Raw genomic sequence first — 26,724 nt, 5'->3', positions numbered from 1 at the left:
CCGAACAACGACACTGTGAAACCGGCTCCGTGCCGCGGTGGATACCGCTTGCGCTGATGCCGGGTGGCTTCGTGCGAACGCCCGACGCGTGTCGGGCGATCGCGCGCGTGCGCCCGTCATCGTGCAAGCTCAAGCCACGGCCCGCCGATTTTTCAGGAAGCGTCGTCCGCGTCCTCACGTCCTTTGCAAACGAAACCTGTTGTCCGGCATCCGGCCGGGCGCAAACGATGGAGGCGTGTCATGACCTGGCACTTGCTGACGACCACGGTCACCGTGAAGGACGGTGAGCGCGCGCTACTCACGCGAAACGGCCAGCTTGAGCGTGTGCTCGCGCCTGGGCGGCATCGCCTGTTCGATCTGCGCAACGAGTTGACGGCCACCGTGTACAACGTCGTGGGGACCGAATTCCCCGCGGATCGCTACGCGGTGCTGAAGGCCGCGCGGCCTGATCTCGCCGCCGAGCTGTTCGAGGCGGTCGAGACCAAGGCGGACGAGGTCGCCATCGTCAGCCTCGACGGCCGGCCCGTGCATCTGATGACGCCCTGGCAGATCCGCGTCTACTGGAAGGTCGCGACCCGCATCGATGTCGAGCGCATCGATGTGTCCAGCGATCCCCGGGTCGATGCGCGGCACCTGACCATGATCGAGCGGAGCCGCTCGACCGTCGTGAGCGAGACGGTGGTCGAGAACCACGAGGCCGGCCTGCTCTATGTCGAGGGCCGGCTGGTGCAGCGGCTCGCGCCCGGCCGGCACGCTTTCTGGACCGTCGGCCGCAAGATCGAGGTGAAGCGCCTCGACCTGCGGCCCCAGGCGGTCGAGATCACTGCGCAGGAGATGCTGACCAGGGATCGCATCGCGCTGCGGGTGACGCTGACGGCGTTCCGCCGGGTGGTCGATCCCGAGCGGACGGTGGCGACCGTGCCCGACGTGGATGCGTGGCTGTACCGGCTGGTGCAGTTCGCGATCCGCGAAGCGGTCGCCGGTCGGACGCTGGACGAGGTGCTGTCCGCGAAGGCGGCGCTGGACGCGGAGCTGCGCGACTATGTGCGGGCACGCGTCGCGGAGTCCGGCGTGGAGGTGACCGAGCTCGGCGTCAAGGATGTGATCCTGCCCGGCGAGATCCGGGAACTGGTGAACAAGGTGGTCGAGGCGGAGCGGGTCGCCAAGGCGAACCTGATCCGCCGGCAGGAGGAGACCGCGGCGACGCGTTCGCTCCTGAACACCGCACGCCTGATGGAGGAGAACCCTCTGCTGCTGCGGCTCAAGGAGCTGGAGTCGCTGGAGCGGCTGGTCGAGAAGGTCGGCCGCATCGATCTTCACGCCGGCAACGGCGAGGGCCTCGATGCTCTCCTGACCCGGCTCGTGCGCCTGAAGGCGCCCGAGAGCGCATGAAGCGGAAGGGCCGCCCACGGGCGGCCCTTCACATGTCTGTCGTGTTCATTTGGCGTGAACGCGTGAGCGTGCCGGTGCGACCAAGATAACTGAGCGGGATTGCAGGCGCGCGACGGTTGCGTAATCTCGCGAACAGTCTCGATCAAGGCAGGCGCATGACCGCTCTCTCGCAAACCATCCGGCCGTCGAAGGCGCAATCGCGGGAATGGAAGGCGATCGTCGTCCTGATCCTGTTGATCCCGGTGCTGTGGTCGCCGCCGTTCCTGTTTCGCTTCTTCCTGTACCAGCCGTTCAACATCCCTTCGGGTTCGATGGCACCGACGCTGATGATCGGCGACTATGTCTTCGCCTCGAAGTTCGCTTATGGATACGGACCCTATTCGTTTCCGTTCGCATCCTCGCTGATCACGCACCGCGTCTTCGCCGCGGAGCCCGAGCGTGGGGACGTCGTGGTATTCCGGACGCCCAAGGACACATCGGTCGATTACGTCAAGCGCGTGGTCGGACTGCCCGGCGACCGCATCCAGATGCGGCAGGGGCAACTTGTCCTCAACGACAAGCCGGTGAATCGCGTGCCGCTGAAAGAGGTGGACGGCGAAGCCGCCTGCGGCACCGACGACGCGAAGGCCAAAAGCTGGCTTGAGACGCTGCCGAACAGTAGGCCCCACGGCCCGTCCTACACCACCTACGACTGCATCGAGAACGGCTATTACGACAACACCAACGTCTACACGGTCCCGCCGGGCCACTTCTTCGTGCTCGGCGACAATCGCGACAACTCCACCGACAGCCGCGTGATGGCGACGATCGGCTTCATCCCCATGGACAATCTCGTAGGCCGAGTGACGCGGATCATCTGGTCGCTCGACGATGACGGCGAGCCGCGCTTCGAGCGGATGGGGAAGGTGCGGTGAGGCTTTAGTCTCTCCACCCGTCATTCCGGGCTCGCGCCCAAGAGGGCGCGCCCCGGAAGGACTGGGGATAGAGCGTGCCCAAACAAAAACCCCGGCATCGCTGCCGGGGTTTCGTAGGTCTTGAGGTGGTTGGACCTTAGAAGTCCATGCCGCCCATGCCGCCGCCGGGGGGCATCGCCGGACCGGCGCCGCCCTTCTTGGGCAGCTCGGCGACCATGGCTTCCGTGGTGATCAGCAGGGCCGCAACCGAGGCTGCGTTCTGGATCGCGGTACGGACCACCTTGGTCGGGTCGATGATGCCCTTCTTGACGAGGTCGGCGTATTCGCCGGTCTGGGAGTCGAAGCCGTAGGCGTACGCCTTGTTCTCCAGCACCTTGCCGACGATCACCGAGCCGTCTTCACCGGCGTTGATCGCGATCTGGCGAGCGGGAGCCGACAGCGCCTTGCGCACGATCTCGACGCCGGTCTTCTGGTCGTCGTTCTTGGTGCGCAGGCCCTTGAGCTGCTCGGAAGCACGGAGCAGGGCGACGCCGCCGCCCGGGACGATGCCTTCCTCGACAGCCGCGCGGGTCGCATGCATCGCGTCATCAACGCGATCCTTGCGCTCCTTCACCTCGACCTCGGTCGCGCCGCCGACGCGGATCACCGCGACGCCGCCCGCGAGCTTGGCAAGACGCTCCTGGAGCTTCTCACGGTCGTAGTCCGAGGTGGTCTCCTCGATCTGCGCCTTGATCTGGGCCACGCGCGCCTCGATGTCGGCCTTCTTGCCGGCGCCGTTGACGATCGTGGTGTTCTCCTTGTCGATCATCACCTTCTTGGCGCGACCGAGCATGTTGAGCGTGACGTTCTCGAGCTTGATGCCGAGATCTTCCGAGATCGCCTGGCCGCCGGTCAGGATCGCGATGTCCTGCAGCATGGCCTTGCGGCGATCGCCGAAGCCCGGAGCCTTGACGGCCGCGACCTTCAGGCCGCCACGGAGGCGGTTCACGACCAGGGTGGCGAGGGCTTCGCCTTCGACGTCCTCGGCGACGATGACCAGCGGCTTGCCGGTCTGCACCACGGCCTCGAGCAGCGGGAGCAGCTCGTTCAGCGAGGAGAGCTTCTTCTCGTTGATGAGGATGTAGGCGTCGTCCATTTCAACGCGCATCTTGTCGGCGTTGGTGACGAAGTAGGGCGAGATGTAGCCGCGGTCGAACTGCATGCCCTCGACGACGTCGAGCTCGGTCTCGAGCGACTTGGCTTCCTCGACGGTGATGACACCCTCGTTGCCGACCTTCTTCATGGCGTCGGCGAGGAACTTGCCGATCTCCGCGTCACCGTTGGCCGAGATGGTGCCGACCTGGGCGATCTCGTCGTTCGAGGTGACCTTCTTGGAGTTCTTTTGGAGGTCCGCAACGACGGCTTCGACCGCGAGGTCGATACCGCGCTTGAGGTCCATCGGGTTCATGCCGGCGGCGACCGACTTGGCGCCTTCCTTCACGATCGCCTGGGCGAGCACGGTGGCGGTGGTGGTGCCGTCGCCGGCCGCGTCAGCGGACTTGGAGGCGACTTCGCGCACCATCTGGGCGCCCATGTTCTCGAACTTGTCGTCGAGCTCGATCTCCTTGGCGACGGTGACGCCGTCCTTGGTGATGCGGGGAGCGCCGAACGACTTGTCGAGCACGACGTTGCGGCCCTTCGGACCGAGCGTGACCTTCACCGCGTTGGCGAGAACGTCGACGCCGCGCAGCATCTTGTCGCGCGCTTCAACCGAGAATTTGACTTCTTTGGCTGCCATCTGAAATTTTCCTTGAGGTGTTTGACTGGAGGGAGAGAGGGGCTCTTAGGCCGCCTTCTTCTTGGAAGCGGGGACGTCGAGGACGCCCATGATGTCGCTTTCCTTCATGATCAGCAGATCGACGTTGTCGATCTTGACCTCGGTGCCCGACCACTTGCCGAACAGCACACGGTCGCCGACCTTCAGGTCGATCGGGATCAGCTTGCCGGCTTCGTCGCGGCCACCCGGGCCGACGGCGACGACTTCACCCTGGGAGGGCTTTTCCTTGGCAGTGTCGGGGATGATGATGCCGCCGGCGGTCTTCTCTTCTGCGTCGATACGCTTGACCACGACGCGGTCGTGAAGCGGACGGAATTTCATGCAGCTCTCCTAAGCATTTGCACGAGTTGATGATTTTCAGATTGTTAGCAATCGATGCCCGCGAGTGCTAGCACAGGCGAGGTTGAAATAGGACAGGAATTTTGCGGGGGCAAGGGCTTCTAGCAGAAAATTTGGCGCTCAGAAGGCCTCCCTGCCAGAATCTCCTAACCATCGTTAACCGGCGCCGGGACCGTATTAGCACGGAGCCATGTCTGCTGCTAAAGCATTGAATTTCAACAGCTTGTTAAACTTTTGGGCTTGAGATGGGTTGTCAGTTTGCGTCACATTTCTCTCATGTGAGCGCATCAGTACCGGGTGGCTCGTAAAGGCGCACACCGACTAGCCGCCCCTTGAATGCGCTCCTGCAAAGGAGGTTGGCATGGGCTTGCGGAGTGGGGGCGTTTCCGAGGACTTCCGGAAACAGCTTTTGGGTTACGGGCTGACGACCGCGCAAATTCTCTATCGGATGCCGGATCATCCCTCGCTGCTCCAGACTTACGTCTGGCAGAACTACGACATGTTTCCAAAATTTCCGGCGCTGAAGGATTTCCTGGCGTTCTGGCAGGAGAGGCTCGACGGTCCGCTCCATTCGGTGACCGTGGCGCATTCCAAGCTGATCAGGCCGGCCGAGCTGCGCGCGGTGGACGGCGTGTTCCGGCTGCATTGAGAGGGGATGCGTAGGGTGGATTAGCCGGCGGCTGCGCGAAGCGCGGTCGCCGGCGTAATCCACCTCTTTGCTCTCCACGCGTCGAAAGAGAAGTGGTGGATTACGCCTTCGGCTAATCCACCCTACAATTTCGCATTCTGTGCTAGCCTCCGCCCATAACAACAACGGGAGGCGGCCCATGGCCAAGAAAGCAAAATCGCGCAGCGCAGCCCAGGCCGCGGTGAAGAAGCGGAGCGGAGCCAAGGCTCCCGCGAGATCATCCGCGCGCAAGGCCGTCAAGGCGAAGGCGCACACGACGCCTGCCAAGTCCTCCGCGAAAAAGCCCGCACGTCCCAGACAGCGCATCGCCATCAGCCATCACCGCGAGGAAGATTTCAAGGCCGACGGCCTGCGCGCCTACGCCAAGTACCGCGACCTCGGCATTGCCGAAGCCAGTCACGGCCTCGCGCAAGCGCACGTCATCCGCCTGCAAGGCCCCTGCGATCCCGCCGAAGTGTCGAAGCTGCACTTCCACGACGTCGAATTCCAGATGGTCTACGTGCTCAAGGGCTGGGTGAAGACCTACATGGATGGCCAGGGCGAAACGCTGATGAAGGAAGGTAGCGCCTGGACCCAGCCGCCGAAAATCAAGCACATGATTTTGGATTACTCGGATGACGTCGAGCTGCTGGAGGTGATTTTGCCGGCGGAGTTCAAGACGGTGGAGCTGAAGGCGTAGTTGCTCCGCTCGCAATGACGGGGTGCTTCGTAGCCCGGATGAGCGCAGCGATATCCGGGAAAGTCTCTCCGCGGCGAAGCTGGTCCCGAATATCGCTGCGCTCATCCGGGCTACGGGACCGTCGCTACGCCAACACCCCCACCACCGCCCCCATCAGGCACGTCGTCAGCGTCCCCGACACGATCGACTTCAATCCGAGCGCGTTGATCTCCTCGCGGCGCCCCGGCGCCATCACACCCAGGCCGCCGATCATGATGCCGAGGCTGGCGAAATTGGCGAAGCCGCACATCGCGTAGAGCATGATCAGGCGCGAGCGCGGATCGAGCGCGTCGGACGACAGCTTCGAGAAGTCGACATAGGCGATCAGCTCGTTGAGCACGGTCTTGGTGCCCATCAGGCTGCCGGCCGTCACGGCCTGGTCCCAGGGCAGCCCCATCAGCCAGCACACCGGCGCCATCACGAGGCCGAGCAGGCGCTGCAACGAGATCGCGGCGCCGCCGATATCGGGCAGCAGGCCCAGCATGGCGTTGACGAGATAGACCAGCGCCACCAGCACCAGCAGCATAGCGACGATGTTGATCAGCAGTTCGATCCCCGCACTCGTCCCCTTCACGATCGCATCCATCGTGCTGGCGACCTCCATCTCGGGATCTTCCAGCGCGCCGCCGGTGCGCTTGTCGGATGTCTCCGGCACCATGATCAGGCTGACGAGGATCGCGGCCGGCGCGCCCAGCACGGAGGCGATGACGAAATGCGCGGCGGCGTCAGGAATGAGCGGAGCAAGGAGCGTCGCATAGAGCACCAGCACCGTGCCGGCGATGCCGGCCATGCCGCCGGTCATCACCAGGAATAATTCGCTGCGCGTCATCTGCTTAAGATACGGCCGCACGAACAGCGGCGCCTCGACCATGCCGAGGAAGATGTTGGCGGCGGTCGAGAGCCCGACCGCGCCGCCGACCCCCAGCGTCCGTTCGAGCAGCCACGCCATGCCGCGCACGACCGGCGGCAGCACGCGCCAATAGAACAGCAGCGTCGTCAGCACGCTCATGACCAGCACGATCGGCAGCGCCTGGAACGCCAGGATGAAATCGGCGCCAGGCACCTTCGCGTCGAAGGGCAGGGGACCGCCCCCGATATAGCCGAACACGAAGGAGGAGCCGGCGCGCGAGGCCGCGGAGATCGCGCCGACCGCGTCGTTGATCGCCCCAAAAGCTCGTGCGACGACGGGCACTTTCAGGAGGACGGCCGCGGTGACGAAGGTCGCGACGAGGCCGATCGCCGCCTGCCGCAGCGAGACGGCGCGCCGATTCTCCGCCAGCGCGAAGGCTATCAACAGCAATGCGAAAATGCCGAGTGCCGATTGCAAGCGCAGCATGATGTCCCCAAAGCCCCAATGATTATGGCCGCGCCCGCGTTGCAAAGGCAATGCCGGGACATGCGGGAAAGGTCCCGCTGTTGACAAGCAGGTCCGCCTCAGTCACGCGAGGGCACGTCGATATCAGGGGGCGGACGGTCCGGGGTGACCCAAGAGGCGATGCCAGAGCAGCCAACATCAACCAGTCCGCCGGTCAGTGCCCGTGCGCTCCTCGCCCACCGCGCCTTCCTGTTCTTCCTGCTCTCGCGCAGCCTGTCGCGCTTCTCCAGCCAGATCGCGGCGGTCGCGATCGGCTGGCAGATCTATGATCTCACCGGCTCGGCCTTCGACCTCGGCATGGTCGGCCTCGTGCAATTCCTGCCCACCGCGCTGCTCGTGTTCGTCGCCGGCCACGCCGCCGACCGCTTTGAGCGCAAGCGCGTGGTCCAGCTCTGCCAGCTCGTAGAAGCCGCGACCGCGCTCTATCTCGCAATCATCACCTATCTCGGCGCGGTCAGCGAGGTGCAGATCTTCATCGCAACCTTCGTGCTCGGCATCGCCGGCGCGTTCGAGAGCCCGACCACGGCGGCGCTGCTGCCGCTGATCGCGCCGCAGGGATCGCTCCAGCGCGCCACGGCCGTCGCGAGCGGCGCGGGGCAGGTCGCGACCATCACCGGCCCGGCGCTCGGCGGCTTCGCGTACGCGATCGCGCCGCATCTGGCCTATGCCGTGATGGTGCTGTTCTGGATTTTCGGGATGATCCTGACCGGCTTCATCCGGCCGCGCCCGCAGGCGGTCGCCAAGGAGGGGACGGGCTCGGACAACATCTTTGCCGGCGTCCGCTTCATCCGCCGCAACCCGGCGATCCTCGGCACCATCTCGCTCGATCTGTTCGCGGTGCTGTTCGGCGGCGTCACCGCGCTGCTGCCGATCTATGCCCGCGACATCCTCCAGACCGGCCCGGTCGGGCTCGGCGTGCTGCGCGCCGCGCCCGCGGTCGGTGCGTTGTTGATGACCATGGTGCTGGCGCGTCACGCCATCTCGCGGCATGTGGGCCTGCGCATGTTCCAGGCCGTGATCGTGTTCGGCGTTGCCACGGTCGTGTTCGCGCTGTCGTCCTGGATGTGGCTGTCGGTGCTCGCGCTTGCCGTGCTCGGCGCGGCCGATACGATCAGTGTCGTGATCCGCTTCTCGCTGGTGCAGCTCGCCACGCCCGACGAGATGCGCGGCCGGGTCGGCGCAGTGAATTTCCTCTTCATCAACGCCTCGAACCAGCTCGGCCAGTTCGAGAGCGGCGTCGCGGCCGCGCTGCTCGGTGCCATGCCTGCCGCAGTCCTCGGCGGCGTCTGCACCGTCGCGGTGGCGCTGCTGTGGATGAAGCTGTTTCCGAGCCTGCGGCAGGTGGAGAGCCTGGAGTAAGGAGCTCTTCTTTGCCTCTCCCCGCTTGCGGGGAGAGGCTGTCACGCGCCGCGTTTTTTGTTCAGCCCCGGCCGACGAACGGCATCTTGGTCGCCATGACCGTCATGGTCAGCACGTTGGCATCGAGCGGCAGGCCGGCCATGTAGGCGACGGCATCGCCGACCGCTTTCGCATCCATGCGCGGCTCGTGCTTGGTGGTGCCATCGGGCTGCAGCACGCCGGGGCCGTTGACCATGCGGTCGGTCATCGGGGTCGCGGCATTGCCGATGTCGACCTGGCCGACCGCGATGTCGTACATGCGGCCGTCGAGGTTAGAGGCCTTGGTGAGGCCCGTGATGGCGTGCTTGGTCGAGGTGTAGGCCGCCGAGAACGGCCGCGGCGCATGCGCCGAGATCGAGCCATTGTTGATGATGCGGCCGCCGCGCGGGCTCTGGTCCTTCATGATGCGGAAGGCGTGCTGGGTGCACAGGAAGGGGCCGGTGAGGTTGGTGTTCACCACCGCCTGCCACTGCTCGAGGCTGAGGTCCTCGAAGTTGACGGCCGGCGCGCCCATGCCGGCATTGTTGAAGAGCACGTCGAGGCGGCCATAGGTCGCCTTCACCTTGTCGAACAGCGCGGCAATCGAATCCGGCTTGGTCATGTCGGCGGTGACGCACAGGCTCTTGCCGGCGGGGCCGAGCTTGGCGGTCTCCTCGAGCATGTCGAGGCGGCGCCCGACCAGCACCACGGTGAAGCCGGTGTTCATCAGCGCCAGCGATGCCGCGCGCCCGACACCGGTGCCGGCGCCCGTCACCACTGCGATCTTTTTTGCTTCACTCATCGTTTCCTGCCTTTTCTCTTGCTGTCAGGTTTTGGGTTCTTTTTCGTTCTTGTAGGGCGGCCGCGGAATGTTCTGGTGCGCCGCGCGCAGTGCTGCCGACCAGCGCGAGCGCAGGTCGTGGAAATAGGGCTCGCCCGCCTCGATGCGGTGGTTGAGATCGGCATCGCAGGCGTCGGCGCGCACCACCAGCACGTCGATCGGCAGGCCGACGCCGAGATTGGAGCGCATGGTCGAGTCCATCGAGATCAGGCCGGTCTTCAGCGCCTCGTAGAGCTCGACGTCGTAATGCATGGCACGGTCGAGCACCGGCTTGCCGTATTTGTGCTCGCCGATCTGCAGGTAAGGGGTGTCGGTGGTGCACTCGATGAAATTGCCTGCGGTGTAGACCATGAACAGGCGCATCCGGGCGCCCTTGATCTGGCCGCCGAACAGGAACGAGACGTCGAAGGAGACGTCTTCGGATCGCAGCGCCGGACCTTCGGTGGCGTGCACCGCGCGGATCGCCCGGCCGATGCGCTGGGCGGCCTGGAACATGGTCGGCGCGTTCATCAGCGTCTCGAGCTCGCCCGTGTTGGGGTCTTCCAGGCCTTCGGTCAGCGTCGACAGCACCGACTGGCTGATGGCGAGGTTGCCGGCGCTGGCGATCGCCATGATGCGGTCGCCGGGCTTGGAGAAGATATGGAGCTTGCGGAAGGTCGAGACATTGTCGAGGCCGGCATTGGTGCGGGTGTCGGCGATCATGACGAGCCCGTCCCGAACCAGAATTCCGCAACAATAGGTCATTTCCAGTCCCCGAACGCGTTTGCGCGGAATTACTAGCCAATTTCGGGGGCCGCTCCAACCCCCGATTCCCCGGGGGCGGGACCTCAGTCAGCCGCATCGACCAGAAACGCCTCGTCGACGGGAACGCCGAGCGCCGTGACCAGCCGGTTCGTCTCCGCGGCCATGCCGACGATGGCGAGCAACTCGCCATATTCGGCCTCGGTCATGCCCTTGGCCCGTGCGCCGGCGGTGTGGGAATGGATGCAGTAGCTGCAGCCATGCGCGATCGAAACCGCGACATAGAGCATTTCCTTGACCTTGGGATCGAGCGCGCCGGGAGCCATCACCTCCTTGATGCTTTCCCAGGTCCGCCGCAGCGTCTTCGGATCATGCGCCAGCGCGCGCCAGAAATTGTTGACGAAGTCCGACTTCCGCACCTTGCGGATGTCGTCGAAAACGGCGCGCGCTTCAGGGGAGAGCTCATCGTCGGACAGCAGCTTTACGGTCGCCATGGGGGCCTCGCGGGATCAAATCTGATCCCGCGAGTGTAGCACGGCTCGCGTGGTCAACCGGCATGCCCGGCCGACCGGCGCAAGGCGAGCTTGCCGATGTCAACATATTGCCGTTGCTGCGCGTGAGCATGCTGCGCGCCGATGTGAAGATCGCGCAGGCGCCGCTGCAGCGGCGAGTCGTCGTAGACCGCGCCGCTTCCGGCCAGCGCAAAGCAGGCGTCCGCAATGCCGACGCAGGTGGTGGCGAGCCAGACCGCGGACCGGGCGCCCTCGATCATGACGTCATCGTCCTTCAGCGTTCCCGCCAGCGCGCGGCGCCAATGGCTGGCGACCTGAACCTCGTGGAAGGCCTGCGCGGCCCTGAGGCCGGCGGAAATCCGGCCGAGCTCGTACTGGAAGGTCTCGGACTCGCGCATCGGGGTGGCCGCATACAATTGCTGCTTCCCGGTATGGGCCAGCGCGAGCAGGTCATCGACGGTGCCCTCGGCCATGCTCACCGAGAATGCGCCATGCACGATCGGCAGCCATTGCCGCAGCGCCTGATAGAGCGGGCCCGACAGGCGCGGGGCGGCATCGATATCGAACAAATGTTCCTCGGGAACGATCCTTTCCCGCAGCGTGATGTGATGGCTGCCGGTGCCCTCGAGGCCCGCCGCGTACCAGGTGTCCTCGATCTCCCAGTCGCGCGCCGGCAGCGCGACGGCGCGAATCTGAGGCTTGCCCTGCGGGCCGGGGACCGGTTTGCCGTTTTCGGTGACGATGCAGAAGCCGCCGATCCAGTCGGCATGCGTGCAACCGCTCGCGAACGGCCAGCGGCCCTTGACGCGATAGCCGTCCGCCACGCGCTCTGCCGTGCCATTCGGCTGAGATGAGCCGCAGACCGCCACATCCGGTCCGTTCTGATAGATGCGCTGGTACAATTCAGGGCGGGCCGCGGCGACGATGAGGCTGCCGATTCCGGCGACGATCGAGATCCAGCCCATTGAGCCGTCAAGACGGGTCACCGCCTTGATGACCTCGAGGCCAGCCGGAAAATCGAGCTCCAGCCCACCCTGGCTTCGCGGCACGAACATGCGAAAGAGCCCGAGATATCTCAGCCGTTCCACGATGTCAGGCGGAATCCGGCGCGCAGTCTCGATCTCGGCGGCGCGTACCTTGATCTCGGGGGCCAGTTCTCGGATGCCCGCAAGGATGTCCTCTTGGGGATCACGCAGTGGCACGGAATGATGGCTGATTCTTTCTTGAAGCCGCATCTGTCTCAACCTCTGTTGCAGGGACGGATAGCAACAAAGGTTGGACAGAGGGCGCTACGGGGTGGTTTCAGCGCTGCGGTTGTCGGTTACGGCTGTAGCGCTTCCGCGTGCCTAGCTCTGCCGCTGGGACTGCGATTGTGATTGCCCGCCGCGGCCGGCCTGCTCGACCTTCACGGCCACCGTCAGCGTCTCCGCACCGCCGCCATAGCGGGTGCCGCGCACGGGGGCTGCGCCGAGATAGTCGAGCCCGATCGCGACGCGGACATGGGCGTCGGTGGTGCAGATGCAGTTGGCGGGATCGAAGCCGACCCAGCCGAGACCCTCGACGTAAGCTTCCGCCCAGGCATGGCCGGCATCCTGGTGCACCGTGCCATCCGAGCGCAGGAAATGGCCGGAAACGAAGCGCGCCGGCACGCCGCCGCTGCGGGCGCAGGCGATGAAGATGTGCGCGTAGTCCTGGCAGACGCCGCGCTTGAGCGTGAACGCATCGGCCGCCGACGTGCCGCTGTTGGTTGGATCCTCGTCGAAGGTCATGTGGTCGCTGATCTGCGTCATCAGCGTGTGCAGGAAGCCGAGCGTGTCGCTCTCGGCTTCGCTGCGCAACTGCCGCGCGACCGCCGTCATCGCGGGATTGACCCCGGTAAGGTCGGTGGCGCGCAAGAACATGCCGGCCGGAAAGCGCTCGTCGGCGCCGCGCAGCACGCCGCCGGTGTCGTGGGTCTCGATCAGGCCCTCGGCAGTGATCTTGATGTCGCCGACGGGTCCGCAGGACAGCACGTGGGTGACGTTGCCGAAGGCGTCCTCATGAGTGTCGAGCCTGGTGTCGGTCGAGACGTCGATCTGCCACTCCGCCACATATTGCCCGTCATGGCTGCCGGGCGTCATGCGCAGGATCTGGATCACGCTGGTGGCCGGCGGCTCGTAGCGATAGGTCGTGGTGTGCTGGATTCGCAGGCGCATGGTGGACCGTTGTTCTTCCGTCGTCATTCCGGGCTTGCCCTGCGGGCGCCCGGGAATGACCGCAGTATCAGATCAAATACTGCTTCGTGATGATTTCGCCCAGCCTGGAATTGTCCGCGATGAATTCCTGAATGAATTCATGCACGCCGTGCTGGAAGATGTCGTTCATATTGCTGTGTTCCAGCCGGTTGCGGATGCCGCGGGCGTGGCGCTGGGCGGGGCCCTGGCGGCCATAGGCGACGCCGATCTGGTCGAGGTTGCGCGTGAGATTGTCGTAGCAGCTCGCCAGCGAACGCGGCAGCGTGCCGTTGAGGATCAAGAGATCCGCGACCAGCCAGGGTTTCAGCGTCTCGCGATAGACCCAGTGATAGGCCGTCAGCGCCGAAACCGAACGCAGGATCGAGCTCCACTGGTAGAAGTCGAGCGGGCCGCCGACATGCTCTTCCTCGGGCAGCAGCACGTGATACTTCACATCGAGGATGCGCGCGGTGTTGTCGGCGCGCTCCAGGTGCAGGCCGAGCCGCGAGAACCAGTAGGCGTCGTTGCGCAGCATGGTCCGGTAGGCCGAGCCGTCGAAGCGCAGCGAGGTCTCCTGCACGAAGCGCAGGAATTTTGCCAAATCCTCGCGGGTCGAGGTGCCCTTGCTCCAGACCTCCTGCAATTCGATCCAGGCCGAGTTGATGGTGTCCCACATCTCGCTGGTGAGCGCTGTGCGCACCGAGCGCGAGTTCAGTCTCGCCGCCTCGATGCAGTTGCGGATCGAGGACGGGTTGTCGGCCGAGAAGGAGAGGTAGTCGACGACGTTGCGCTCGTTGGCTTCCTCATATTGCTGATAGAAGCTGGTGGCGACGCCGGCGGTGAGAAGCGCCGAGTCCCATTCATTGGTCTTGCCGATATAGGCAGCGGGAAGCGCGGTGACGCGCAGTGTCGCATCGATGGTGCGCGCGAGGTACTCGGCCCGTTCGACATAGCGGGCGAGCCAGTAGAGGTTTTCGGCGGTACGCGACAGCATCTGACTACTCGTCCAGGATCCAGGTGTCTTTGGTGCCGCCGCCCTGGCTCGAATTCACCACCAGGGAGCCTTCCTTCAGCGCAACACGTGTCAGGCCGCCCGGCACGATGGTGGTCCCCTTGCTGCCGGTGAGCACGAAGGGCCGCAGATCCACGTGGCGCGGCGCGAGGCCGGATGCCGTGCAGGTCGGGCAGGTCGAGAGCGCCAGCGTCGGCTGGGCAATGAACCCTTCGGGCTCGCGCTTGAGCTTCTCGCGGAAGGCTTCGATGGTCGCCTTCGTCGCGGCGGGGCCGATCAGCATGCCGTAGCCGCCCGAGCCGTGGACTTCCTTGACGACGAGCTCGCCGAGATTGTCCAGCACATAGGCGAGATCCTTCGGCTCGCGGCAGCGCCAGGTCGGCACGTTCTTCAGGATCGGCTCCTCGCCGAGGTAGAATTTCACGATGTCGGGCATGTAGGAGTAGATCGCCTTGTCGTCGGCGATGCCGGTGCCGACCGCGTTGGCGAGCGTGATGTTGCCGGCCGCATAGGCCGACATCAGCCCGGGCACGCCGAGCACGGAGTCGGGGCGGAAGGTGAGGGGATCGAGGAAGTCGTCGTCGACACGGCGGTAGATCACGTCGATCCGCTTCACCCCCTCGGTCGTCCGCATGAACACTTCGTTGTTCTTGACGATGAGGTCGCGGCCCTCGACCAGCTCGATACCGAGCTTGTCGGCAAGGAAGGAGTGCTCGTAGTAGGCCGAGTTGTAGACGCCGGGCGTGAGCAGGGCGACGGTCGGCTCGCCCGAGGCGCTTTGCGGGGCAACCGAGCGCAGGGCGGAGAGCAGCTCGTCCGGATAGCGTTCGACCGGCGCCACCCTGTGGCGGGCGAACAGGTCTGGAAACAACCGCATCATGATCTCGCGGTTTTCCAGCATGTAGGACACACCCGACGGCGTGCGGGCATTGTCCTCCAGCACGATGAAGTCCTCGGCATCGACCCGGACGATGTCGATGCCGGCGATGTGCACGTAGACGTCGTGCGGCACCTGCTGGCCGTTCATCTCGGGGCGGAACACCGGGTTCTGGAAGATCAAATCGTCGGGCACGATCTCGGCGCGCAGGATGTCGCGGCCATGATAGATGTCGCGCAGGAACATGTTGAGCGCGCGCACGCGCTGCTTCAGGCCCTTCTCCAGCAGCGCCCATTCCTTGCCGGACATGATTCGCGGGATCACGTCGAACGGGATCAGGCGCTCGGTGGATTCGGAATCCCCATAGACCGCGAAGGTGATGCCGATGCGGCGAAACAGGAGCTCGGCCTCCTGGCGGCGATATTCGAGCGCCTCGGGAGGCGTCTCCTTGAGCCAGCGCGCCAGCTCCTGATAGGCGGGGCGAAGGTCCCCGCCGGGAATATTCATTTCGTCAAACGCGACTGCCATAGATCCCGACTGTCTCTGTCGCCATGCGGCAAGAGTGCATGACTTTCATGTGGTAGCAAGGGGCGGGCCAGCGCGATAAGCATTGATGGAGGGCATTTGCCGGGGATGGCCGGGAGCTTGCCTGAAAAAATGGCTGAGGACTGCTTATTTCGGCAGCAAAACCGCGTGACTTCAACGCGTTACCTCGGCAAAGTCGGGCCGACAGGTGAGGGACTTCAGGTATGAGCGACATCGTCACGGCGGGCATTCTGGTCATCGGGGATGAAATCCTGTCCGGCCGGACCAAGGACAAGAATATCGGCTTCATCGCCGAATATCTGACCAATATCGGCATCGACCTGAAGGAAGTCCGGGTCGTCTCCGACGACGAGTCCGACATCATCGCCGCATTGGATGCACTGCGGCATCGCTACACCTATGTCTTCACCACCGGCGGCATCGGACCGACCCATGACGACATCACCGCCGACAGTGTGGCCAAGGCGTTCGGCGTCGGCATCGACCATCATCCGGAGGTGGTCGCGCGATTCCGCGAGCGCTGGAGCGAGCAGGACCTCAACGAGGCCCGCCTGCGCATGGCCCGCATCCCCGATGGCGCCGAGCTGATCCAGAGCGCCACCATCCTCGCCCCCGGGTTCAAGATCGGCAACGTCATCGTGATGGCCGGCGTGCCCTCGATCATGCAGGCGATGATGGACATCGTCTCGCCCAAGCTGAAGTCGGGCGTGCGCATGCTCTCCGAATCGGTTCGCGCCAATGCGCGGGAGGGTGACATCGGCAGCCCCCTGCGTGCGATCGCCGCCGCCCATCCCGACACCATCATCGGCAGCTATCCGTTCATGGACGAGGAGCAGAAGCCGAACACCAATCTGGTGGTGCGCTCGCGCGACGCGGACAAGCTCGCATCCGCGATGGCCGCGGTGAAGGAAATGCTGGCAGGATTGAGCATCACCCGCTAGCAAACTGCCCGCAGACCAATGGCAGGAGACGACAATGGCTGGTGAAGCACCGGAGCTGAATGCGCAGGAGAAGGCCGGCAGGGCCTTCCCGGTCTCGTGGGACCAGTTCCACCGGGACTGCCGGGCGCTGACCTGGCGCCTCAACGAGGTCGGTCCGTTCCATGCGGTGATCGCGATCACCCGCGGCGGGCTGGTGCCGGCCGCGATCGTGGCGCGCGAGCTCGGCGTGCGCGTGATCGATACGGTCTGCATCGCCAGCTACGACCACAACAAGCAGGGCGAGCTTCAGGTGCTCAAGGGCATCTCGGAGGCCGCGATGAAGCTCGGCAACGGCACTGGCAAAGGGCTTTTGATCGTCGACGACCTCGTCGACACCGGCAAGACCGGCAGGCTGGTGCGCGAGATGCTGCCGGATGCGCATTTCGCCACGGTCTATGCCAAGCCGATGGGACGCCCGCTGGTCGACACCTTCATCACCGAAGTGTCGCAGGACACATGGATCTTCTTCCCGTGGGACACTGCGTTGTCATACCATCCGCCACTTCGCGACGGGGCGGCGTAGTTATCGCCGTCATTGCGAGGAGCGAAGCGAGGAAGCAATCCAGACTGCCGCGGTGGAGACGGTCTGGATTGCTTCGCTTCGCTCGCAATGACGAGTGGAGGCGACCATGCCCCTGCAAAACCGCGTCACGCCCACCGGCGACATCATCGCCACCCCGCACCGCGGCCTGTTCACCGGCAATCGCGGCATCATCCACGATCCCGCGACCAAGACGCTGCTGAAGAAGCGCTGGTCGACGCCGGCCTGGCTCACTTGCACTTGCGAATTCCGCGGCCGTCGCCGCGAGGTGATGGCACAGCGGAGCTGGACCGAGCTGTTCTTTCTCGACGAGGCCACCGCGCTCGCCGCCGGCCATCGCCCCTGCTTCTATTGCCGTCGTGACGACGCCAATCGATTCCGGGCTGCGTGGGAGAAGGGCAACCGCGTGCATGACGTCCGCATGCACGACATCGACACGGTGCTGCACCACGAGCGGCTCGATCACGGCAAGAAGCGGCTGCATGCGCTGCTGGTGCCGCTCGACCAGCTTCCCGACGGCGCGATGGTGCTGCAGGCCGAGGAGAGCTTTCTGGTGACGCAGGGCAGGGCGCTGCTGTGGTCGCCAGCGGGTTATTCCGCGGTCGAGCGTCAATTCGGCGAAGCAACACTCCTGACGCCGCCCTCGACGCTGCGTACGCTGAACGCCGGCTATCAGCCCACGCTGCATCCGACGACGCTTTCCTAGCGCAGCGGCCGTCCCTGTTCGTCCACCGTCGTCCGCGCATCGCGCAGGGCCCATTCGCGGATCACCTGGCGGCAGCGTGTCAGCTCAGCCTCGCTCGCGGTGCCGGCCGCCTTCTCCGCGCGCTCCACCATGGCCTTGCAGTTCAGCAGCACGGAACGATCCTCCGCGTGCGCGGGCAGCGCGAGCGCCGCAAGAGCGGCTGCGACGAGAAACGGGCGGATCACCATCACCCAAGCTTCTCGCGCGCCAGCGCGGCACCGGCGCCGAGCGCCATCAGCTTGGCCTCGGCGATCTCGCGCCGCATCGGCGCCATGCCGCAATTGGTGGTCGCGATGATGTTGCTCTTGGGAACGAACTTCGACACCGCGTCGATCACCTGCACGACGTCCTCGGCCGTCTCCACCGTGTCGCTGGCGACGTCGATGACGCCGGCCTGCACGATCTTGTTCTTCAAGAGGGCGAGCAGATCGAGCGGGACCTTCGAGTTGCGGCACTCGATGGCGACCTGCTGGATCGGGCTGGCGTCGATCGCCGGAAAGATCTGCTCATACTGCCGCCATTGCGCGCCGAGCGTTTCCTTCCAGTCGGTGTTGGCCTTGATGCCGTAGCCGTAACAGATGTGCACGGCGGTGGCGCAGGTGAGGCCCTGCGCGGCGCGCTCCAGCGCCTTGATGCCCCAGTCGTTGACCTCGTCCATGTAGACGTTGAAGGCGGGCTCGTCGAACTGCACGAGATCGATGCCGTCGGCCTGCAACGCCTTGGCCTCTTCGTTGAGCAACTCGGCGAAGGCAAAGGCCATCTTGACGCGATCGCCATAGTAGCGATCTGCAATCGTGTCGATGATGGTCATCGGGCCGGGCAGGGTGAATTTGAGCCTCTTCTTCGTATGCGTCCGTGCAACGCCCGCCTCGAAGGCATGGACGCGGCCCTTGAGCCGGAGCGGCGCGACCACCTGCGGCACCATCGCTTTGTAGCGATCTTTCCGGATGCCCATCTCGACCTTGTGGGCGAAATCGATGCCCTCGATCTTCTCGAGGAAACCGTGCACGAAATGCTGGCGGGCCTGCTCGCCCTCGGTGACGATGTCGATGCCGGCGTCTTCCTGGATCTTCAGCCAGATCAGCGTCGCGTCGCGCTTGGCGCGGAGCAGCTCGTCGCCTTGGGACTTCCAGGGCGCCCAGAGCATGTTGGGCTCAGCGAGCCATTCCGGCTTCGGCAAGGAGCCGGCGATCGTGGTTGGAAACAGCATGGCGGCCCTCCCGGCAGGTTGAGTTGCGCCCCTTCCTGCCATGTCCTAACGTCGAGGTACAGAACAACGAAAGTCGCTCTCTATTCCAGCGGCGGCGACAGGGAAGGCCCAGGAAAGGGCCAGCGGAAAGGCCAAGGGAAAGGTCATGATCGACCTCTATTATGCGCCAACGCCGAATGGCTGGAAAATCTCGATCATGCTGGAGGAACTCGGGCTTCCCTACACGGTGAAGCCGGTCAATATCCGCGCCGGCGAGCAGTTCACTCCTGAGTTTCTGGCGATCTCCCCGAACAACCGTATTCCCGCGATCGTCGATCATGATCCCGCCGATGGCGGCGCGCCGTTCTCGGCGTTCGAGACCGGCGCGATCCTGATTTATCTGGCGGAGAAGACCGGCCGTTTCTTGCCCACCGATCTGCGCGGCCGCTCCACCACCATCCAATGGGTGATGTGGCAGATGGCGGGCCTCGGGCCGATGCTCGGCCAGCACGGCCATTTCGCGCTCTATGCAGCGGAAAAGATTCCTTATGCGATCGAACGCTACCGCGACGAGGCCGCGCGGCTCTATGGCGTGCTCGATCGGCAGTTGGCCAGGACCGGCGCCTATGTCGCCGGCGACTATTCCATCGCCGACATCGCCTGCTTCCCCTGGACCATGACCCACAAGGCGCAGGGCTTTACGCTCGACGAGCATCCGCACGTGAAACGCTGGTACGCCGAAATGCGCGCAAGGCCGCAAGTGCAGGCGGGACTGGCGATCGGAAAATTCGTGAAAGAGCCGTTCGACGAGGAATCACGCAAGATCATGTTCGGTCAGCGTGCGAAGGAAGTGTTGGGAAAGACATAGGTCCTCACTCCTCATGGTGAGGAGCGCCGTAGGCGCGTCTCGAACCATGAAGGCCCGACTTTCACCGCGGCCATCCTTCGAGACGGCCGCTACGCGGCCTCCTCAGGATGAGGTCCGTCATAAAAGGAAACGCCATGATCGAATTCTTCTTCGACTGTTCCAGCCCCTGGACCTATCTCGCCTTCCACAACATCCAGCCGCTCGCCAGGGAGGTCGGCGCCGAGATCATCTGGCGGCCGATCCTGGTCGGCGGCATCTTCAACACGGTCAATCCGAGCGTCTATGCGCAGCGTGAGACACCGGTGCCACTGAAGGCGCGCTACATGAAGAAGGACCTCGGTGACTGGGCGCGCTCGGCAGGGCTCGCGATCAAGATGCCGCCGACGGTGTTTCCCGTGAACAGCGTGAAAGCCATGCGCGGCTGCATCTGGCTCGGCAAGGACATGGTGCCGTTCGCCACCGCCGTGTTCGAGGCGTATTGGGGCGAGGACAAGGACATCTCGCAGGACGCTGTGCTCGCCGGGATCTGCAAGAAGGTCGGCATCGACGAGCCAAAATTCTTCGCCGGTATCTCTGAGCAGGCAATCAAGGACCAGCTCAAGGCCAACACGGAAGAGGTCGTCGCGCGCGGCGGCTTCGGCTCACCAACGATTTTCGTGGGCAAGACCGACATGTATTTCGGCAATGATCGCCTGCCGCTGATCCGCGAGGCGCTGCTGCGCAACAAGGCGAGTGCGGCCTGATGGTGCGGGCTGTCGTCTGCCACGCGCTCGGCGCGCCCGAGACGTTGCGGCTGGAGGAGTTTCCGTCGCGCGCCCTGAAGCCGGGCGAGGTGCGCGTTTCGATCCGCGCCGCCGGATTGAACTTTCCGGACGTGCTGATGGCGGCCGGCGAGTACCAGCTCAAGCCGGAGCTGCCGTTCACCCCCGGCATGGAGGCCGCCGGTGACGTCACCGAGGTGGGCGCGGAGGCAAGCGGCGTTTCCGTCGGCGACAAGGTCATCGTGAAGATGCGCCATGGCGCCTTCACCGACGAAGCCGTGGTGGCGCCGTCGCAGCTCACGCCGATGCCGTCGACCTTCGACTACGCCGAAGCCGCGACCTATCTCGCCGGCCACGGCACCGCCTATCATGCGCTGATCGATCGTGGCCGGGTCGAGCCGGGCGAAGTGCTGCTGGTGCACGGCGCCGGCGGCGGCGTCGGCCTTGCCGCCGTCGAGATCGGCAAGATGCTGGGCGCGACGGTGATCGCGACCGCGTCCAGCGACGAGAAGCTTGCCATCGCGAAATCGCGCGGCGCCGATCATCTCGTGCGCTACGACCGCGAGCCGTTCCGCGATGCCGTCAAGCGGATCACTGACGGCCGAGGCGCGGATGTCGTGTTCGATCCCGTCGGCGGCGAGGTGTTCGAGAATTCGATGCGCTGCATCGCCTGGGGCGCCCGGCTGTTGGTGATCGGCTTTACGGGCGGCATCGGCTCGGCCAAGACCAACCTCCTGCTGATCAAGGGGGCCAGCGTGTTAGGAGTGCGCGCGGGAGAGGCGGTGCGGAAAAATCCTGATCTCGGCGAGGTGCGGCTGAAGGCGCTGCTCGCATGGGCGGAGGAGGGCAAGCTGCGCCCCAACGTCTCGCATCGCCTGCCGCTGGAAGACTACGCCAAGGCGATGCGGTTGTTGCTCGACCGCAAGGCGATCGGGCGTGTGGCGCTGGTGATGGCGTGACCTCCATCACTGTCATTCCGGGGCGCCCGAAGGGCGAACCCGGAATCTCGAGATCCCGGGTTCGATGCTTCGCATCGCCCCGGGATGACGCTTCGCGTCACTTGTACTCCCGTTCCGTCCACCACGGGAAATAGTCGGGCATATCGCTCGACACCTTGTTCTTGAACTGCGCCGGGCGCTTTTCCAGGAACGACACCACGCCTTCCTTCACATCGTCGGAGCGGCCGCGGGCGTAGATGCCGCGGCTGTCGACCTTGTGGGCTTCCATGGGATCGTCGGCGCCCATCATGCGCCACATCATCTGGCGGATCAGCGCGACCGACACCGGCGCGGTCTTGGCCGCGAACTCCTTGGCGAGGGCGCGTGCGGTCGGCAAGAGATCATCCGGGGCGACGACCTTGCTCACGAGGCGGCCGGCGAGCGCCTCCTGCGCCGGGAAGACGCGGCCCGAATAACACCATTCCAGCGCCTGCGCGATGCCGACGATGCGCGGCAGGAACCAGCTCGAGGCGGCCTCGGGCACGATGCCGCGCTGGGAGAACACGAAGCCGAACCGTGCGGCGTCCGAAGCAATGCGGATGTCCATCGCGAGCTGCATGGTGACGCCGATGCCCACGGCAGGGCCGTTGATCGCGGCGATCACGGGCTTCAGGCATTTGAAGATACGCAGGGTCACCTGGCCGCCGCCGTCGCGCACCTGCGGATCGCTGTAGTCGACCTTGCCGTCGGCGAAGCGCTTTACGGGCCCGCGCCGCGCGTCGCGGTCGAACGTATCGGCGCCCGACGACAAATCGGCGCCCGCGCAAAAACCGCGGCCAGCGCCTGTCACGATGATGGCGCGCACGTTGTCGTCCTTGTCGGCTGCGTCGAACGCGTCGATCAGCTCGGTCTGCATCTGCGCATTGAAGGCGTTGAGCTTGTCGGGCCGATTCAGCGTGATGGTGAGGATCTGCTCGGCGACCTCGTATTTGATCGTCTCATACGCCATGGGGTTTCCTTCCTTCTTGAACGCAGTCTCGTTGAAGACGTCATGCATGCACGCCGCCGTCCGTCTTGCGCGGACTGGGCATGTCGTCTCTCCTGAGTATCCAAACGACAATGGCCGGGGCAAGCCCGGCCATGTCGCAGTCTGATGGAATTGAAGCGGTCAGTGTGCCGGCGGGCTCGGCCAGGGCCGCTGCAGGGCGCGCAGGCCCTCGAACGCCTTGGCCATGCCGAGCACGCCGGTATCGTCGAAGCGGCGGCCGACGATCTGCACGCCGATCGGAAAACCTTTGGCATCGAAGCCGCCATTGAGGGAGACGGCGGGGTTCTCCGACATATTCCATGGCACGGTATAGGCGATGTGCTCGAACGGCTTCATGGGATCGTTGGTCGGCGAGGCCCAGTCCGCGGGGTAGTTCACGTTCGGAGCGGTCGGCGAAATCACATAGTCGAGCTCGCAGAACAGCTTTGAAGCGGCCGCGCGGATCGCCATGGTCTGGTTGAAACCGCGGATGACGTCGAGGCCGGAGAGTTTCGCACCGGACTCGCCCCATGCGAAAATGTAGGGCAGCACCTTTGCCTGTTCCGCCGGCGTCAGCTTCGACAGATCGTCCCACATCCGCGCGCGCCAGAAATTGTCGAGGCCGTCGAGCATCTCGCGCGTCAGGATGCCGTCGACCTCGGTGACGACGGCGCCGGCGGATTCGAAGGCTTTGGCCGCCTTCACCGCGACCTCGCGCACCGGTTTCTCCAGCGCCAGGCCGGTGCCGGGATCGAGCATCAGGCCGATGCGCAGTTTGCGCGGCGACTTCTCCAGCCCCTTCCAGTTGAGCGGCTCGGCGGGCAGGCTCATGCCGTCGCGGCGGTCGGGCTTTGCGATCACGCTCATCATCAGCGCGCAATCGTCGACGGTGCGGGTCATGGGACCCGCGACGCGGCCGACATAGACGGGATCGATCGGCACGCGGCCGAAGCTCGGCTTCAGCCCGACGAGGCCGCACCAGCCCGCGGGCAGGCGCACCGAGCCGCCGATATCGGTGCCGAGATGCAGCGGACCGTAGCCGGCCGCCGCAGCAGCACCGGCACCCGCGCTGGAGCCGCCGGGATTCTTGGAGAGGTCCCAGGGGTTGCGCGCCAGCGCGTGAAAGCTGGAGAGCCCCGAGGACAGCATGCCGTAATCGGGCATGGTGGTTTTGGCGAAGATGACGGCGCCGGCCTCGCGCAGCCGCGCAGCGGGCGGGGCGTCCTTCTCGGCCGGAACGAGCTTGACGCTGGCGGCGCCCAGCGGCACCGGCACGCCCTTGGTCGCGATGTTGTCCTTCACCGTGACAGGCACGCCGTCGAGCGCGCCTGACGGTTCGCCCCCGGTCCAGCGCGCGGTCGAGGCCTTGGCGGCCTCGCGCGCGCTGTCGGGATCGTACGCATAGAGCGCCTTCAGATGCGGTTCCCACGCAGCGACATGCGCAAGCACGTCCTCCAGCACCTCGCTCGGCGAGAATTGCTTGGCCCGATAGCCCGCGATCAGATCGACCGCGGAGAGATCGTGCAGCGAGGTGACCGCCTCTTCGACGCTCTTTTTCTGCATTGCTAGCCCACCGGCATGCGCGTTTCGATGATCCGGGCGAACATGCTGGCGCCGATCGGCAGGATCTTGTCGTCGAGCACGAAGCCGGGATTGTGCACGGGCACGGAGCCGTCATGGCCGACCCAGAAATAGGCGCCGGGAATGGTCTCCAGCATGTCGGCGAAGTCCTCGCTGCCCATCTTCGGCTGGGCGCGGGTGATCACCTTGGCGGGATCGACGATGGTGCGCGCGACGTCCTCGACCACCTTGGACTGCTCGACCTGGTTGACCAGCACGTTGAAGGTGTCGCGGATGTCGACGTCGATCACGCACTGATAGGCGCTCGCGATGCCGGCGCAGATCGTGCGGATGCGTTCGCTGATCAGGGTGCGGACTTCCTTCGAGAAGGTGCGGATGGTGCCGCAGAGATGCGCGTCGCCGGGGATGACGTTGTAGGCGGAGCCGGCATGGATCTGGGTGATCGAGATGACGGCGGCCTGGAGCGGCTCGACGTTGCGGCTGACGATGGTCTGGATCGCCTGCGCCAGCGTTGTCGCGATGATCACCGCGTCCTTGGAACGCTCGGGCATCGCGCCGTGCGCGCCGTAGCCGGTGATGCGGAGGTCGAAGAAGTCGGCGCTGGCCATCGCAGGGCCGGGCAGGATCGCGATCTCGCCGTGGTTGAGGTCGGGCGCGTTGTGCAGGCCGTAGAGCTCGTCGCAGGGAAATTTCTCGAACAGCCCGTCCTTGATCATCGCCCGGGCGCCGCCGAGGCCTTCCTCGGCCGGCTGGAAGATCAGATGCACGGTGCCGTCGAAGTTCTTGGTCTCGGCGAGGTAGCGCGCGGTGCCGAGCAGCATGGTGGTGTGGCCGTCATGGCCGCAGCCGTGGAAGCGGCCGGGGATTTTCGAGCTCCATTTGAGATTGGTGTTCTCTTCCATCGGCAGCGCGTCCATGTCGGCGCGCAGCCCGATGCGCTTGCCGCTCGTACCCTTGCCCTTGATGACGCCGATCACGCCGGTGCCGCCGAGACCGCGATGCACCTCGATGCCCCAGCTCTTCAGCTTGTCGGCGACGATGCCGGAGGTGCGCACTTCCTCGAAACCGATCTCGGGATGGGCGTGGAGGTCGCGGCGGATGGCGGTGAGTTCGTCGGCGTAGCCGTCGATGCGCTCGATCGTGGGCATGTGTTCCTGTCCGGTTAGCGTGAAGGGGGATTGAAAACGGGGCCGTTCGGCTTGATGCGGATGCCCGGCCGCAGGCGCGTCCAGGGCAGGGTGGCGGTGTCGGCCGGCATCGCGCCCGGCGCGGCGCAGATCATCAGCTTTTCCGCGATCGGCTCGAAATCGGCGCGGAAGTGCACCGAGCTCTTGTTGACCAGGATCTTCTGCGCGGTCGGCTCGATGCCGACATAGCGATACATCGCTTGATCGGCGAGCTGGGCCTTGTGCGAGCTCACGACCACGCGGACGTCGCCGATGCGCAGGCAGGCGGAGGGGCCCATCTCCATCTCGCGGCCGCCATAATAGGGGCCCGGCGCGATGAAGCGGCCGTCGGAGAGCTTTTCGACGACGAACGTCTCGCGATAGGGCTCGTCGCCGGGAATGCCGGACTTGCCGCCGAGCGACAGCGTCACGGTGGCACCGACGCCGGCCGCATGCGCGGCCTTAGCCGACACCGGATCGTAGATCGCGCCGGTCGCGGCGCTCGCCTTGTTGCGCACCAGCGCGCGCAGCATGCCGGTGGTGTCGGAATCGCCGCCGGCGCCGGGATTGTCCTGGGTGTCGGCGATGATGATCGGCTTGCTCGCGCTCTTCGAAAGTTCCATCGCATGGCGCACGCCGTCGTCGGGCGTCCAGATCTTGCCGTCGAAATCGTCTTCATGGCTTTCGATCAGCTTGACGATCGCATCGGCCGCGCGGTCGGCATCGGCTTGCGTCTTGCCATAGGCGAACACGCTCGGCCCGCAATCGCGGAAATCGGCGGCGGGGAAACCGGGCGCAAAGGACAGCGTCGGAACCGCGTCGCTCTCCAGCGCGGCGAGCTTCTCGTAGATGCCCTTGGTGGGATAGTCGTTGGTGCATTGCCAGCTGATTGCGATCAGGAACGGCAATTGGCGGAACGACTTCGCGAAACGCTGCCTGGTCTTCAGAAGCAAAGCGAGGTGCCTTGCGGAGGCGCGGCCGGTCTCGGCCATGTCGACGTGGGGGTAGGTGCGGTAGGCGATCAGCGCGTCCGCCTGTTCCATCATCTCCGGCGTGACGTTGGCGTGCAGGTCGAGGCTCGCAACCAGTGGAACGTCCTTGCCGATGACGCGGCGCACGCGCGCCAAAATCTCGCCTTCGCCATCGTCGAGATGCTCGGTCACCATCGCACCATGCAGATCGAGATAGACCGCATCGAGCGGGCCGGCGGCTGCGATGCCGTCGACCATGACCTTCACGATGCGCTCGAAGGCATCTTTGGTCACGTGCGCCGACGGGCTCGCACCGCAGGCGATGGTCGGAATGAGTTCCCAGCCGTTGGCTTCGGCGCTGTCGACGAAGCCGGCGAGGCCGACATTGATGCGGCGCATCACCTTCAGCACGTCGGCACCTTCAGTCATCGCCGGCCAGCCGCCGCCATGCTGGAAGTCCGCAAATGTCGCCTTCGTGGGAGCGAAGGTGTTGGTCTCGTGCAGGAAGCCGCCGACGGCGATACGTGTCATCAACTCAAGTCCAGGCGATTGAAAGTGCGCGACGTTAGCCCTGTGCTTGCGGCGAGAGCAAGCCG

The 26,724-nt window shown here is 65.1% G+C and carries 27 protein-coding genes; 11 read left to right on the top strand and 16 right to left on the bottom strand.

Annotated features, from left to right (window positions below; all coding sequences use genetic code 11):
- The first annotated feature begins 240 nt into the window (after nt 1–240).
- Together NLM25_RS28915 and lepB are read left to right on the top strand one after the other, a co-directional pair.
- Nucleotides 241–1,392, top strand: coding sequence for a slipin family protein (locus NLM25_RS28915; protein ID WP_254139253.1), 1,152 nt, complete (start codon nt 241–243; stop codon nt 1,390–1,392).
- A 155-nt stretch (nt 1,393–1,547) separates the two neighbouring features.
- A complete protein-coding gene (lepB, locus tag NLM25_RS28910; protein ID WP_254120925.1) occupies nt 1,548–2,306 on the top strand; it encodes a signal peptidase I in 759 nt (252 codons plus the stop codon).
- Between the two features lie 136 nt (nt 2,307–2,442).
- Here lepB and groL read toward each other — a convergent pair whose 3' ends face one another.
- Together groL and NLM25_RS28900 are read right to left on the bottom strand one after the other, a co-directional pair.
- Nucleotides 2,443–4,083 (bottom strand): chaperonin GroEL, encoded by a 1,641-nt coding sequence (groL, locus tag NLM25_RS28905; RefSeq protein ID WP_254120924.1) that lies wholly within the window; start codon nt 4,081–4,083, stop codon nt 2,443–2,445.
- A gap of 45 nt (nt 4,084–4,128) precedes the next feature.
- The gene (locus NLM25_RS28900) at nt 4,129–4,443 is read right to left on the bottom strand and encodes a co-chaperone GroES (RefSeq protein WP_008139213.1); all 315 of its coding nucleotides are present in this window, start codon (nt 4,441–4,443) and stop codon (nt 4,129–4,131) included.
- 379 nt (nt 4,444–4,822) lie between these two features.
- Between NLM25_RS28900 and NLM25_RS28895 the strand changes: the two genes are divergently transcribed.
- A complete protein-coding gene (locus tag NLM25_RS28895; RefSeq protein ID WP_254120922.1) occupies nt 4,823–5,110 on the top strand; it encodes an usg protein in 288 nt (95 codons plus the stop codon).
- A gap of 178 nt (nt 5,111–5,288) precedes the next feature.
- A complete protein-coding gene (locus tag NLM25_RS28890; protein ID WP_254139252.1) occupies nt 5,289–5,828 on the top strand; it encodes a cupin domain-containing protein in 540 nt (179 codons plus the stop codon).
- A gap of 124 nt (nt 5,829–5,952) precedes the next feature.
- On the opposite strand, the gene NLM25_RS28885 is transcribed toward NLM25_RS28890, so the two are convergent.
- Nucleotides 5,953–7,203 (bottom strand): NupC/NupG family nucleoside CNT transporter, encoded by a 1,251-nt coding sequence (locus NLM25_RS28885; protein WP_254139251.1) that lies wholly within the window; start codon nt 7,201–7,203, stop codon nt 5,953–5,955.
- A 159-nt stretch (nt 7,204–7,362) separates the two neighbouring features.
- Here NLM25_RS28885 and NLM25_RS28880 point away from each other — a divergent pair, with 159 nt between their 5' ends.
- Nucleotides 7,363–8,601 (top strand): MFS transporter, encoded by a 1,239-nt coding sequence (locus NLM25_RS28880; RefSeq protein WP_254139250.1) that lies wholly within the window; start codon nt 7,363–7,365, stop codon nt 8,599–8,601.
- Nucleotides 8,602–8,662: 61 nt separating this feature from the next.
- Here NLM25_RS28880 and NLM25_RS28875 read toward each other — a convergent pair whose 3' ends face one another.
- The 7 genes from NLM25_RS28875 to NLM25_RS28845 all read right to left on the bottom strand — a co-directional run bounded on the left by NLM25_RS28875 (nt 8,663) and on the right by NLM25_RS28845 (nt 15,343).
- The gene (locus NLM25_RS28875; RefSeq protein WP_211385151.1) at nt 8,663–9,421 is read right to left on the bottom strand and encodes an SDR family oxidoreductase; all 759 of its coding nucleotides are present in this window, start codon (nt 9,419–9,421) and stop codon (nt 8,663–8,665) included.
- A 24-nt stretch (nt 9,422–9,445) separates the two neighbouring features.
- The gene (locus tag NLM25_RS28870) at nt 9,446–10,204 is read right to left on the bottom strand and encodes a proteasome-type protease (RefSeq protein ID WP_254120914.1); all 759 of its coding nucleotides are present in this window, start codon (nt 10,202–10,204) and stop codon (nt 9,446–9,448) included.
- 83 nt (nt 10,205–10,287) lie between these two features.
- Nucleotides 10,288–10,695 (bottom strand): carboxymuconolactone decarboxylase family protein, encoded by a 408-nt coding sequence (locus tag NLM25_RS28865; protein ID WP_254120908.1) that lies wholly within the window; start codon nt 10,693–10,695, stop codon nt 10,288–10,290.
- Between the two features lie 53 nt (nt 10,696–10,748).
- Nucleotides 10,749–11,948, bottom strand: coding sequence for an acyl-CoA dehydrogenase family protein (locus NLM25_RS28860; RefSeq protein ID WP_254139249.1), 1,200 nt, complete (start codon nt 11,946–11,948; stop codon nt 10,749–10,751).
- Nucleotides 11,949–12,059: 111 nt separating this feature from the next.
- Entirely contained in the window at nt 12,060–12,908 is an 849-nt protein-coding gene (locus NLM25_RS28855) for a transglutaminase family protein (RefSeq protein ID WP_254141285.1), read from the bottom strand.
- 67 nt (nt 12,909–12,975) lie between these two features.
- Nucleotides 12,976–13,920, bottom strand: a complete 945-nt coding sequence (locus tag NLM25_RS28850; RefSeq protein WP_008143144.1) for an alpha-E domain-containing protein — start codon at nt 13,918–13,920, stop codon at nt 12,976–12,978.
- Between the two features lie 4 nt (nt 13,921–13,924).
- Nucleotides 13,925–15,343, bottom strand: a complete 1,419-nt coding sequence (locus NLM25_RS28845; RefSeq protein ID WP_254120904.1) for a circularly permuted type 2 ATP-grasp protein — start codon at nt 15,341–15,343, stop codon at nt 13,925–13,927.
- A gap of 221 nt (nt 15,344–15,564) precedes the next feature.
- On the opposite strand from NLM25_RS28845, the gene NLM25_RS28840 reads away from it, so the two are divergent.
- From NLM25_RS28840 to NLM25_RS28830, 3 genes are all read left to right on the top strand, one after another.
- A complete protein-coding gene (locus tag NLM25_RS28840; RefSeq protein ID WP_254139248.1) occupies nt 15,565–16,302 on the top strand; it encodes a molybdopterin-binding protein in 738 nt (245 codons plus the stop codon).
- Between the two features lie 34 nt (nt 16,303–16,336).
- Nucleotides 16,337–16,864: a xanthine phosphoribosyltransferase gene (gene gpt / locus NLM25_RS28835; protein WP_254120900.1), complete on the top strand. Its 528-nt coding sequence runs from the start codon at nt 16,337–16,339 to the stop codon at nt 16,862–16,864.
- A 106-nt stretch (nt 16,865–16,970) separates the two neighbouring features.
- A complete protein-coding gene (locus NLM25_RS28830) occupies nt 16,971–17,588 on the top strand; it encodes a hypothetical protein (protein ID WP_254120898.1) in 618 nt (205 codons plus the stop codon).
- Here NLM25_RS28830 and NLM25_RS28825 read toward each other — a convergent pair.
- The gene (locus NLM25_RS28825) at nt 17,585–17,815 is read right to left on the bottom strand and encodes a hypothetical protein (protein WP_254124465.1); all 231 of its coding nucleotides are present in this window, start codon (nt 17,813–17,815) and stop codon (nt 17,585–17,587) included. The genes NLM25_RS28830 and NLM25_RS28825 overlap by 4 nt on opposite strands.
- Entirely contained in the window at nt 17,815–18,837 is a 1,023-nt protein-coding gene (locus NLM25_RS28820) for a methionine synthase (protein WP_254139247.1), read from the bottom strand. The genes NLM25_RS28825 and NLM25_RS28820 overlap by 1 nt, the downstream gene beginning before the upstream one ends.
- A 145-nt stretch (nt 18,838–18,982) precedes the next feature.
- Here NLM25_RS28820 and NLM25_RS28815 point away from each other — a divergent pair, with 145 nt between their 5' ends.
- The 3 genes from NLM25_RS28815 to NLM25_RS28805 all read left to right on the top strand — a co-directional run bounded on the left by NLM25_RS28815 (nt 18,983) and on the right by NLM25_RS28805 (nt 21,404).
- Nucleotides 18,983–19,684, top strand: coding sequence for a glutathione S-transferase N-terminal domain-containing protein (locus NLM25_RS28815; protein ID WP_254139246.1), 702 nt, complete (start codon nt 18,983–18,985; stop codon nt 19,682–19,684).
- A 134-nt stretch (nt 19,685–19,818) separates the two neighbouring features.
- Complete coding sequence (locus NLM25_RS28810) at nt 19,819–20,427, top strand: 2-hydroxychromene-2-carboxylate isomerase (RefSeq protein ID WP_254139245.1); 609 nt, start codon at nt 19,819–19,821, stop codon at nt 20,425–20,427.
- Entirely contained in the window at nt 20,427–21,404 is a 978-nt protein-coding gene (locus tag NLM25_RS28805) for an NADPH:quinone oxidoreductase family protein (RefSeq protein WP_254139244.1), read from the top strand. Before NLM25_RS28810 ends, NLM25_RS28805 begins: the two co-directional genes overlap by 1 nt.
- Before the next feature lie 97 nt (nt 21,405–21,501).
- On the opposite strand, the gene NLM25_RS28800 is transcribed toward NLM25_RS28805, so the two are convergent.
- From NLM25_RS28800 to NLM25_RS28785, 4 genes are all read right to left on the bottom strand, one after another.
- A complete protein-coding gene (locus NLM25_RS28800) occupies nt 21,502–22,392 on the bottom strand; it encodes a crotonase/enoyl-CoA hydratase family protein (RefSeq protein ID WP_254141284.1) in 891 nt (296 codons plus the stop codon).
- Nucleotides 22,393–22,551: 159 nt separating this feature from the next.
- The gene (locus NLM25_RS28795) at nt 22,552–23,973 is read right to left on the bottom strand and encodes an amidase (RefSeq protein ID WP_254139243.1); all 1,422 of its coding nucleotides are present in this window, start codon (nt 23,971–23,973) and stop codon (nt 22,552–22,554) included.
- A gap of 2 nt (nt 23,974–23,975) precedes the next feature.
- On the bottom strand, nt 23,976–25,139 hold the full coding sequence (locus NLM25_RS28790; RefSeq protein WP_254139242.1) for a M20 aminoacylase family protein: 1,164 nt from the start codon (nt 25,137–25,139) through the stop codon (nt 23,976–23,978).
- A gap of 14 nt (nt 25,140–25,153) precedes the next feature.
- A complete protein-coding gene (locus NLM25_RS28785; protein ID WP_254139241.1) occupies nt 25,154–26,659 on the bottom strand; it encodes a M81 family metallopeptidase in 1,506 nt (501 codons plus the stop codon).
- Between the last annotated feature and the right edge of the window lie 65 nt (nt 26,660–26,724).

Source organism: Bradyrhizobium sp. CCGB01 (assembly GCF_024199795.1).
In the GTDB taxonomy this organism is placed as follows: domain Bacteria; phylum Pseudomonadota; class Alphaproteobacteria; order Rhizobiales; family Xanthobacteraceae; genus Bradyrhizobium.
This window is presented reverse-complemented; position numbering and strand designations above follow the sequence as displayed.

Bases quoted from the DNA above. Each gene is read 5' to 3' on its own strand.
- NLM25_RS28915 (WP_254139253.1), top strand. From the start codon at position 241: ATGACCTGGCACTTGCTGACGACCACGGTCACCGTGAAGGACGGTGAG.
- lepB (WP_254120925.1), top strand. From the start codon at position 1,548: ATGACCGCTCTCTCGCAAACCATCCGGCCGTCGAAGGCGCAATCGCGG.
- groL (WP_254120924.1), bottom strand. From the start codon at position 4,083: ATGGCAGCCAAAGAAGTCAAATTCTCGGTTGAAGCGCGCGACAAGATG.
- NLM25_RS28900 (WP_008139213.1), bottom strand. From the start codon at position 4,443: ATGAAATTCCGTCCGCTTCACGACCGCGTCGTGGTCAAGCGTATCGAC.
- NLM25_RS28895 (WP_254120922.1), top strand. From the start codon at position 4,823: ATGGGCTTGCGGAGTGGGGGCGTTTCCGAGGACTTCCGGAAACAGCTT.
- NLM25_RS28890 (WP_254139252.1), top strand. From the start codon at position 5,289: ATGGCCAAGAAAGCAAAATCGCGCAGCGCAGCCCAGGCCGCGGTGAAG.
- NLM25_RS28885 (WP_254139251.1), bottom strand. From the start codon at position 7,203: ATGCTGCGCTTGCAATCGGCACTCGGCATTTTCGCATTGCTGTTGATA.
- NLM25_RS28880 (WP_254139250.1), top strand. From the start codon at position 7,363: ATGCCAGAGCAGCCAACATCAACCAGTCCGCCGGTCAGTGCCCGTGCG.
- NLM25_RS28875 (WP_211385151.1), bottom strand. From the start codon at position 9,421: ATGAGTGAAGCAAAAAAGATCGCAGTGGTGACGGGCGCCGGCACCGGT.
- NLM25_RS28870 (WP_254120914.1), bottom strand. From the start codon at position 10,204: ATGACCTATTGTTGCGGAATTCTGGTTCGGGACGGGCTCGTCATGATC.
- NLM25_RS28865 (WP_254120908.1), bottom strand. From the start codon at position 10,695: ATGGCGACCGTAAAGCTGCTGTCCGACGATGAGCTCTCCCCTGAAGCG.
- NLM25_RS28860 (WP_254139249.1), bottom strand. From the start codon at position 11,948: ATGCGGCTTCAAGAAAGAATCAGCCATCATTCCGTGCCACTGCGTGAT.
- NLM25_RS28855 (WP_254141285.1), bottom strand. From the start codon at position 12,908: ATGCGCCTGCGAATCCAGCACACCACGACCTATCGCTACGAGCCGCCG.
- NLM25_RS28850 (WP_008143144.1), bottom strand. From the start codon at position 13,920: ATGCTGTCGCGTACCGCCGAAAACCTCTACTGGCTCGCCCGCTATGTC.
- NLM25_RS28845 (WP_254120904.1), bottom strand. From the start codon at position 15,343: ATGGCAGTCGCGTTTGACGAAATGAATATTCCCGGCGGGGACCTTCGC.
- NLM25_RS28840 (WP_254139248.1), top strand. From the start codon at position 15,565: ATGAGCGACATCGTCACGGCGGGCATTCTGGTCATCGGGGATGAAATC.
- gpt (WP_254120900.1), top strand. From the start codon at position 16,337: ATGGCTGGTGAAGCACCGGAGCTGAATGCGCAGGAGAAGGCCGGCAGG.
- NLM25_RS28830 (WP_254120898.1), top strand. From the start codon at position 16,971: ATGCCCCTGCAAAACCGCGTCACGCCCACCGGCGACATCATCGCCACC.
- NLM25_RS28825 (WP_254124465.1), bottom strand. From the start codon at position 17,815: ATGGTGATCCGCCCGTTTCTCGTCGCAGCCGCTCTTGCGGCGCTCGCG.
- NLM25_RS28820 (WP_254139247.1), bottom strand. From the start codon at position 18,837: ATGCTGTTTCCAACCACGATCGCCGGCTCCTTGCCGAAGCCGGAATGG.
- NLM25_RS28815 (WP_254139246.1), top strand. From the start codon at position 18,983: ATGATCGACCTCTATTATGCGCCAACGCCGAATGGCTGGAAAATCTCG.
- NLM25_RS28810 (WP_254139245.1), top strand. From the start codon at position 19,819: ATGATCGAATTCTTCTTCGACTGTTCCAGCCCCTGGACCTATCTCGCC.
- NLM25_RS28805 (WP_254139244.1), top strand. From the start codon at position 20,427: ATGGTGCGGGCTGTCGTCTGCCACGCGCTCGGCGCGCCCGAGACGTTG.
- NLM25_RS28800 (WP_254141284.1), bottom strand. From the start codon at position 22,392: ATGGCGTATGAGACGATCAAATACGAGGTCGCCGAGCAGATCCTCACC.
- NLM25_RS28795 (WP_254139243.1), bottom strand. From the start codon at position 23,973: ATGCAGAAAAAGAGCGTCGAAGAGGCGGTCACCTCGCTGCACGATCTC.
- NLM25_RS28790 (WP_254139242.1), bottom strand. From the start codon at position 25,139: ATGCCCACGATCGAGCGCATCGACGGCTACGCCGACGAACTCACCGCC.
- NLM25_RS28785 (WP_254139241.1), bottom strand. From the start codon at position 26,659: ATGACACGTATCGCCGTCGGCGGCTTCCTGCACGAGACCAACACCTTC.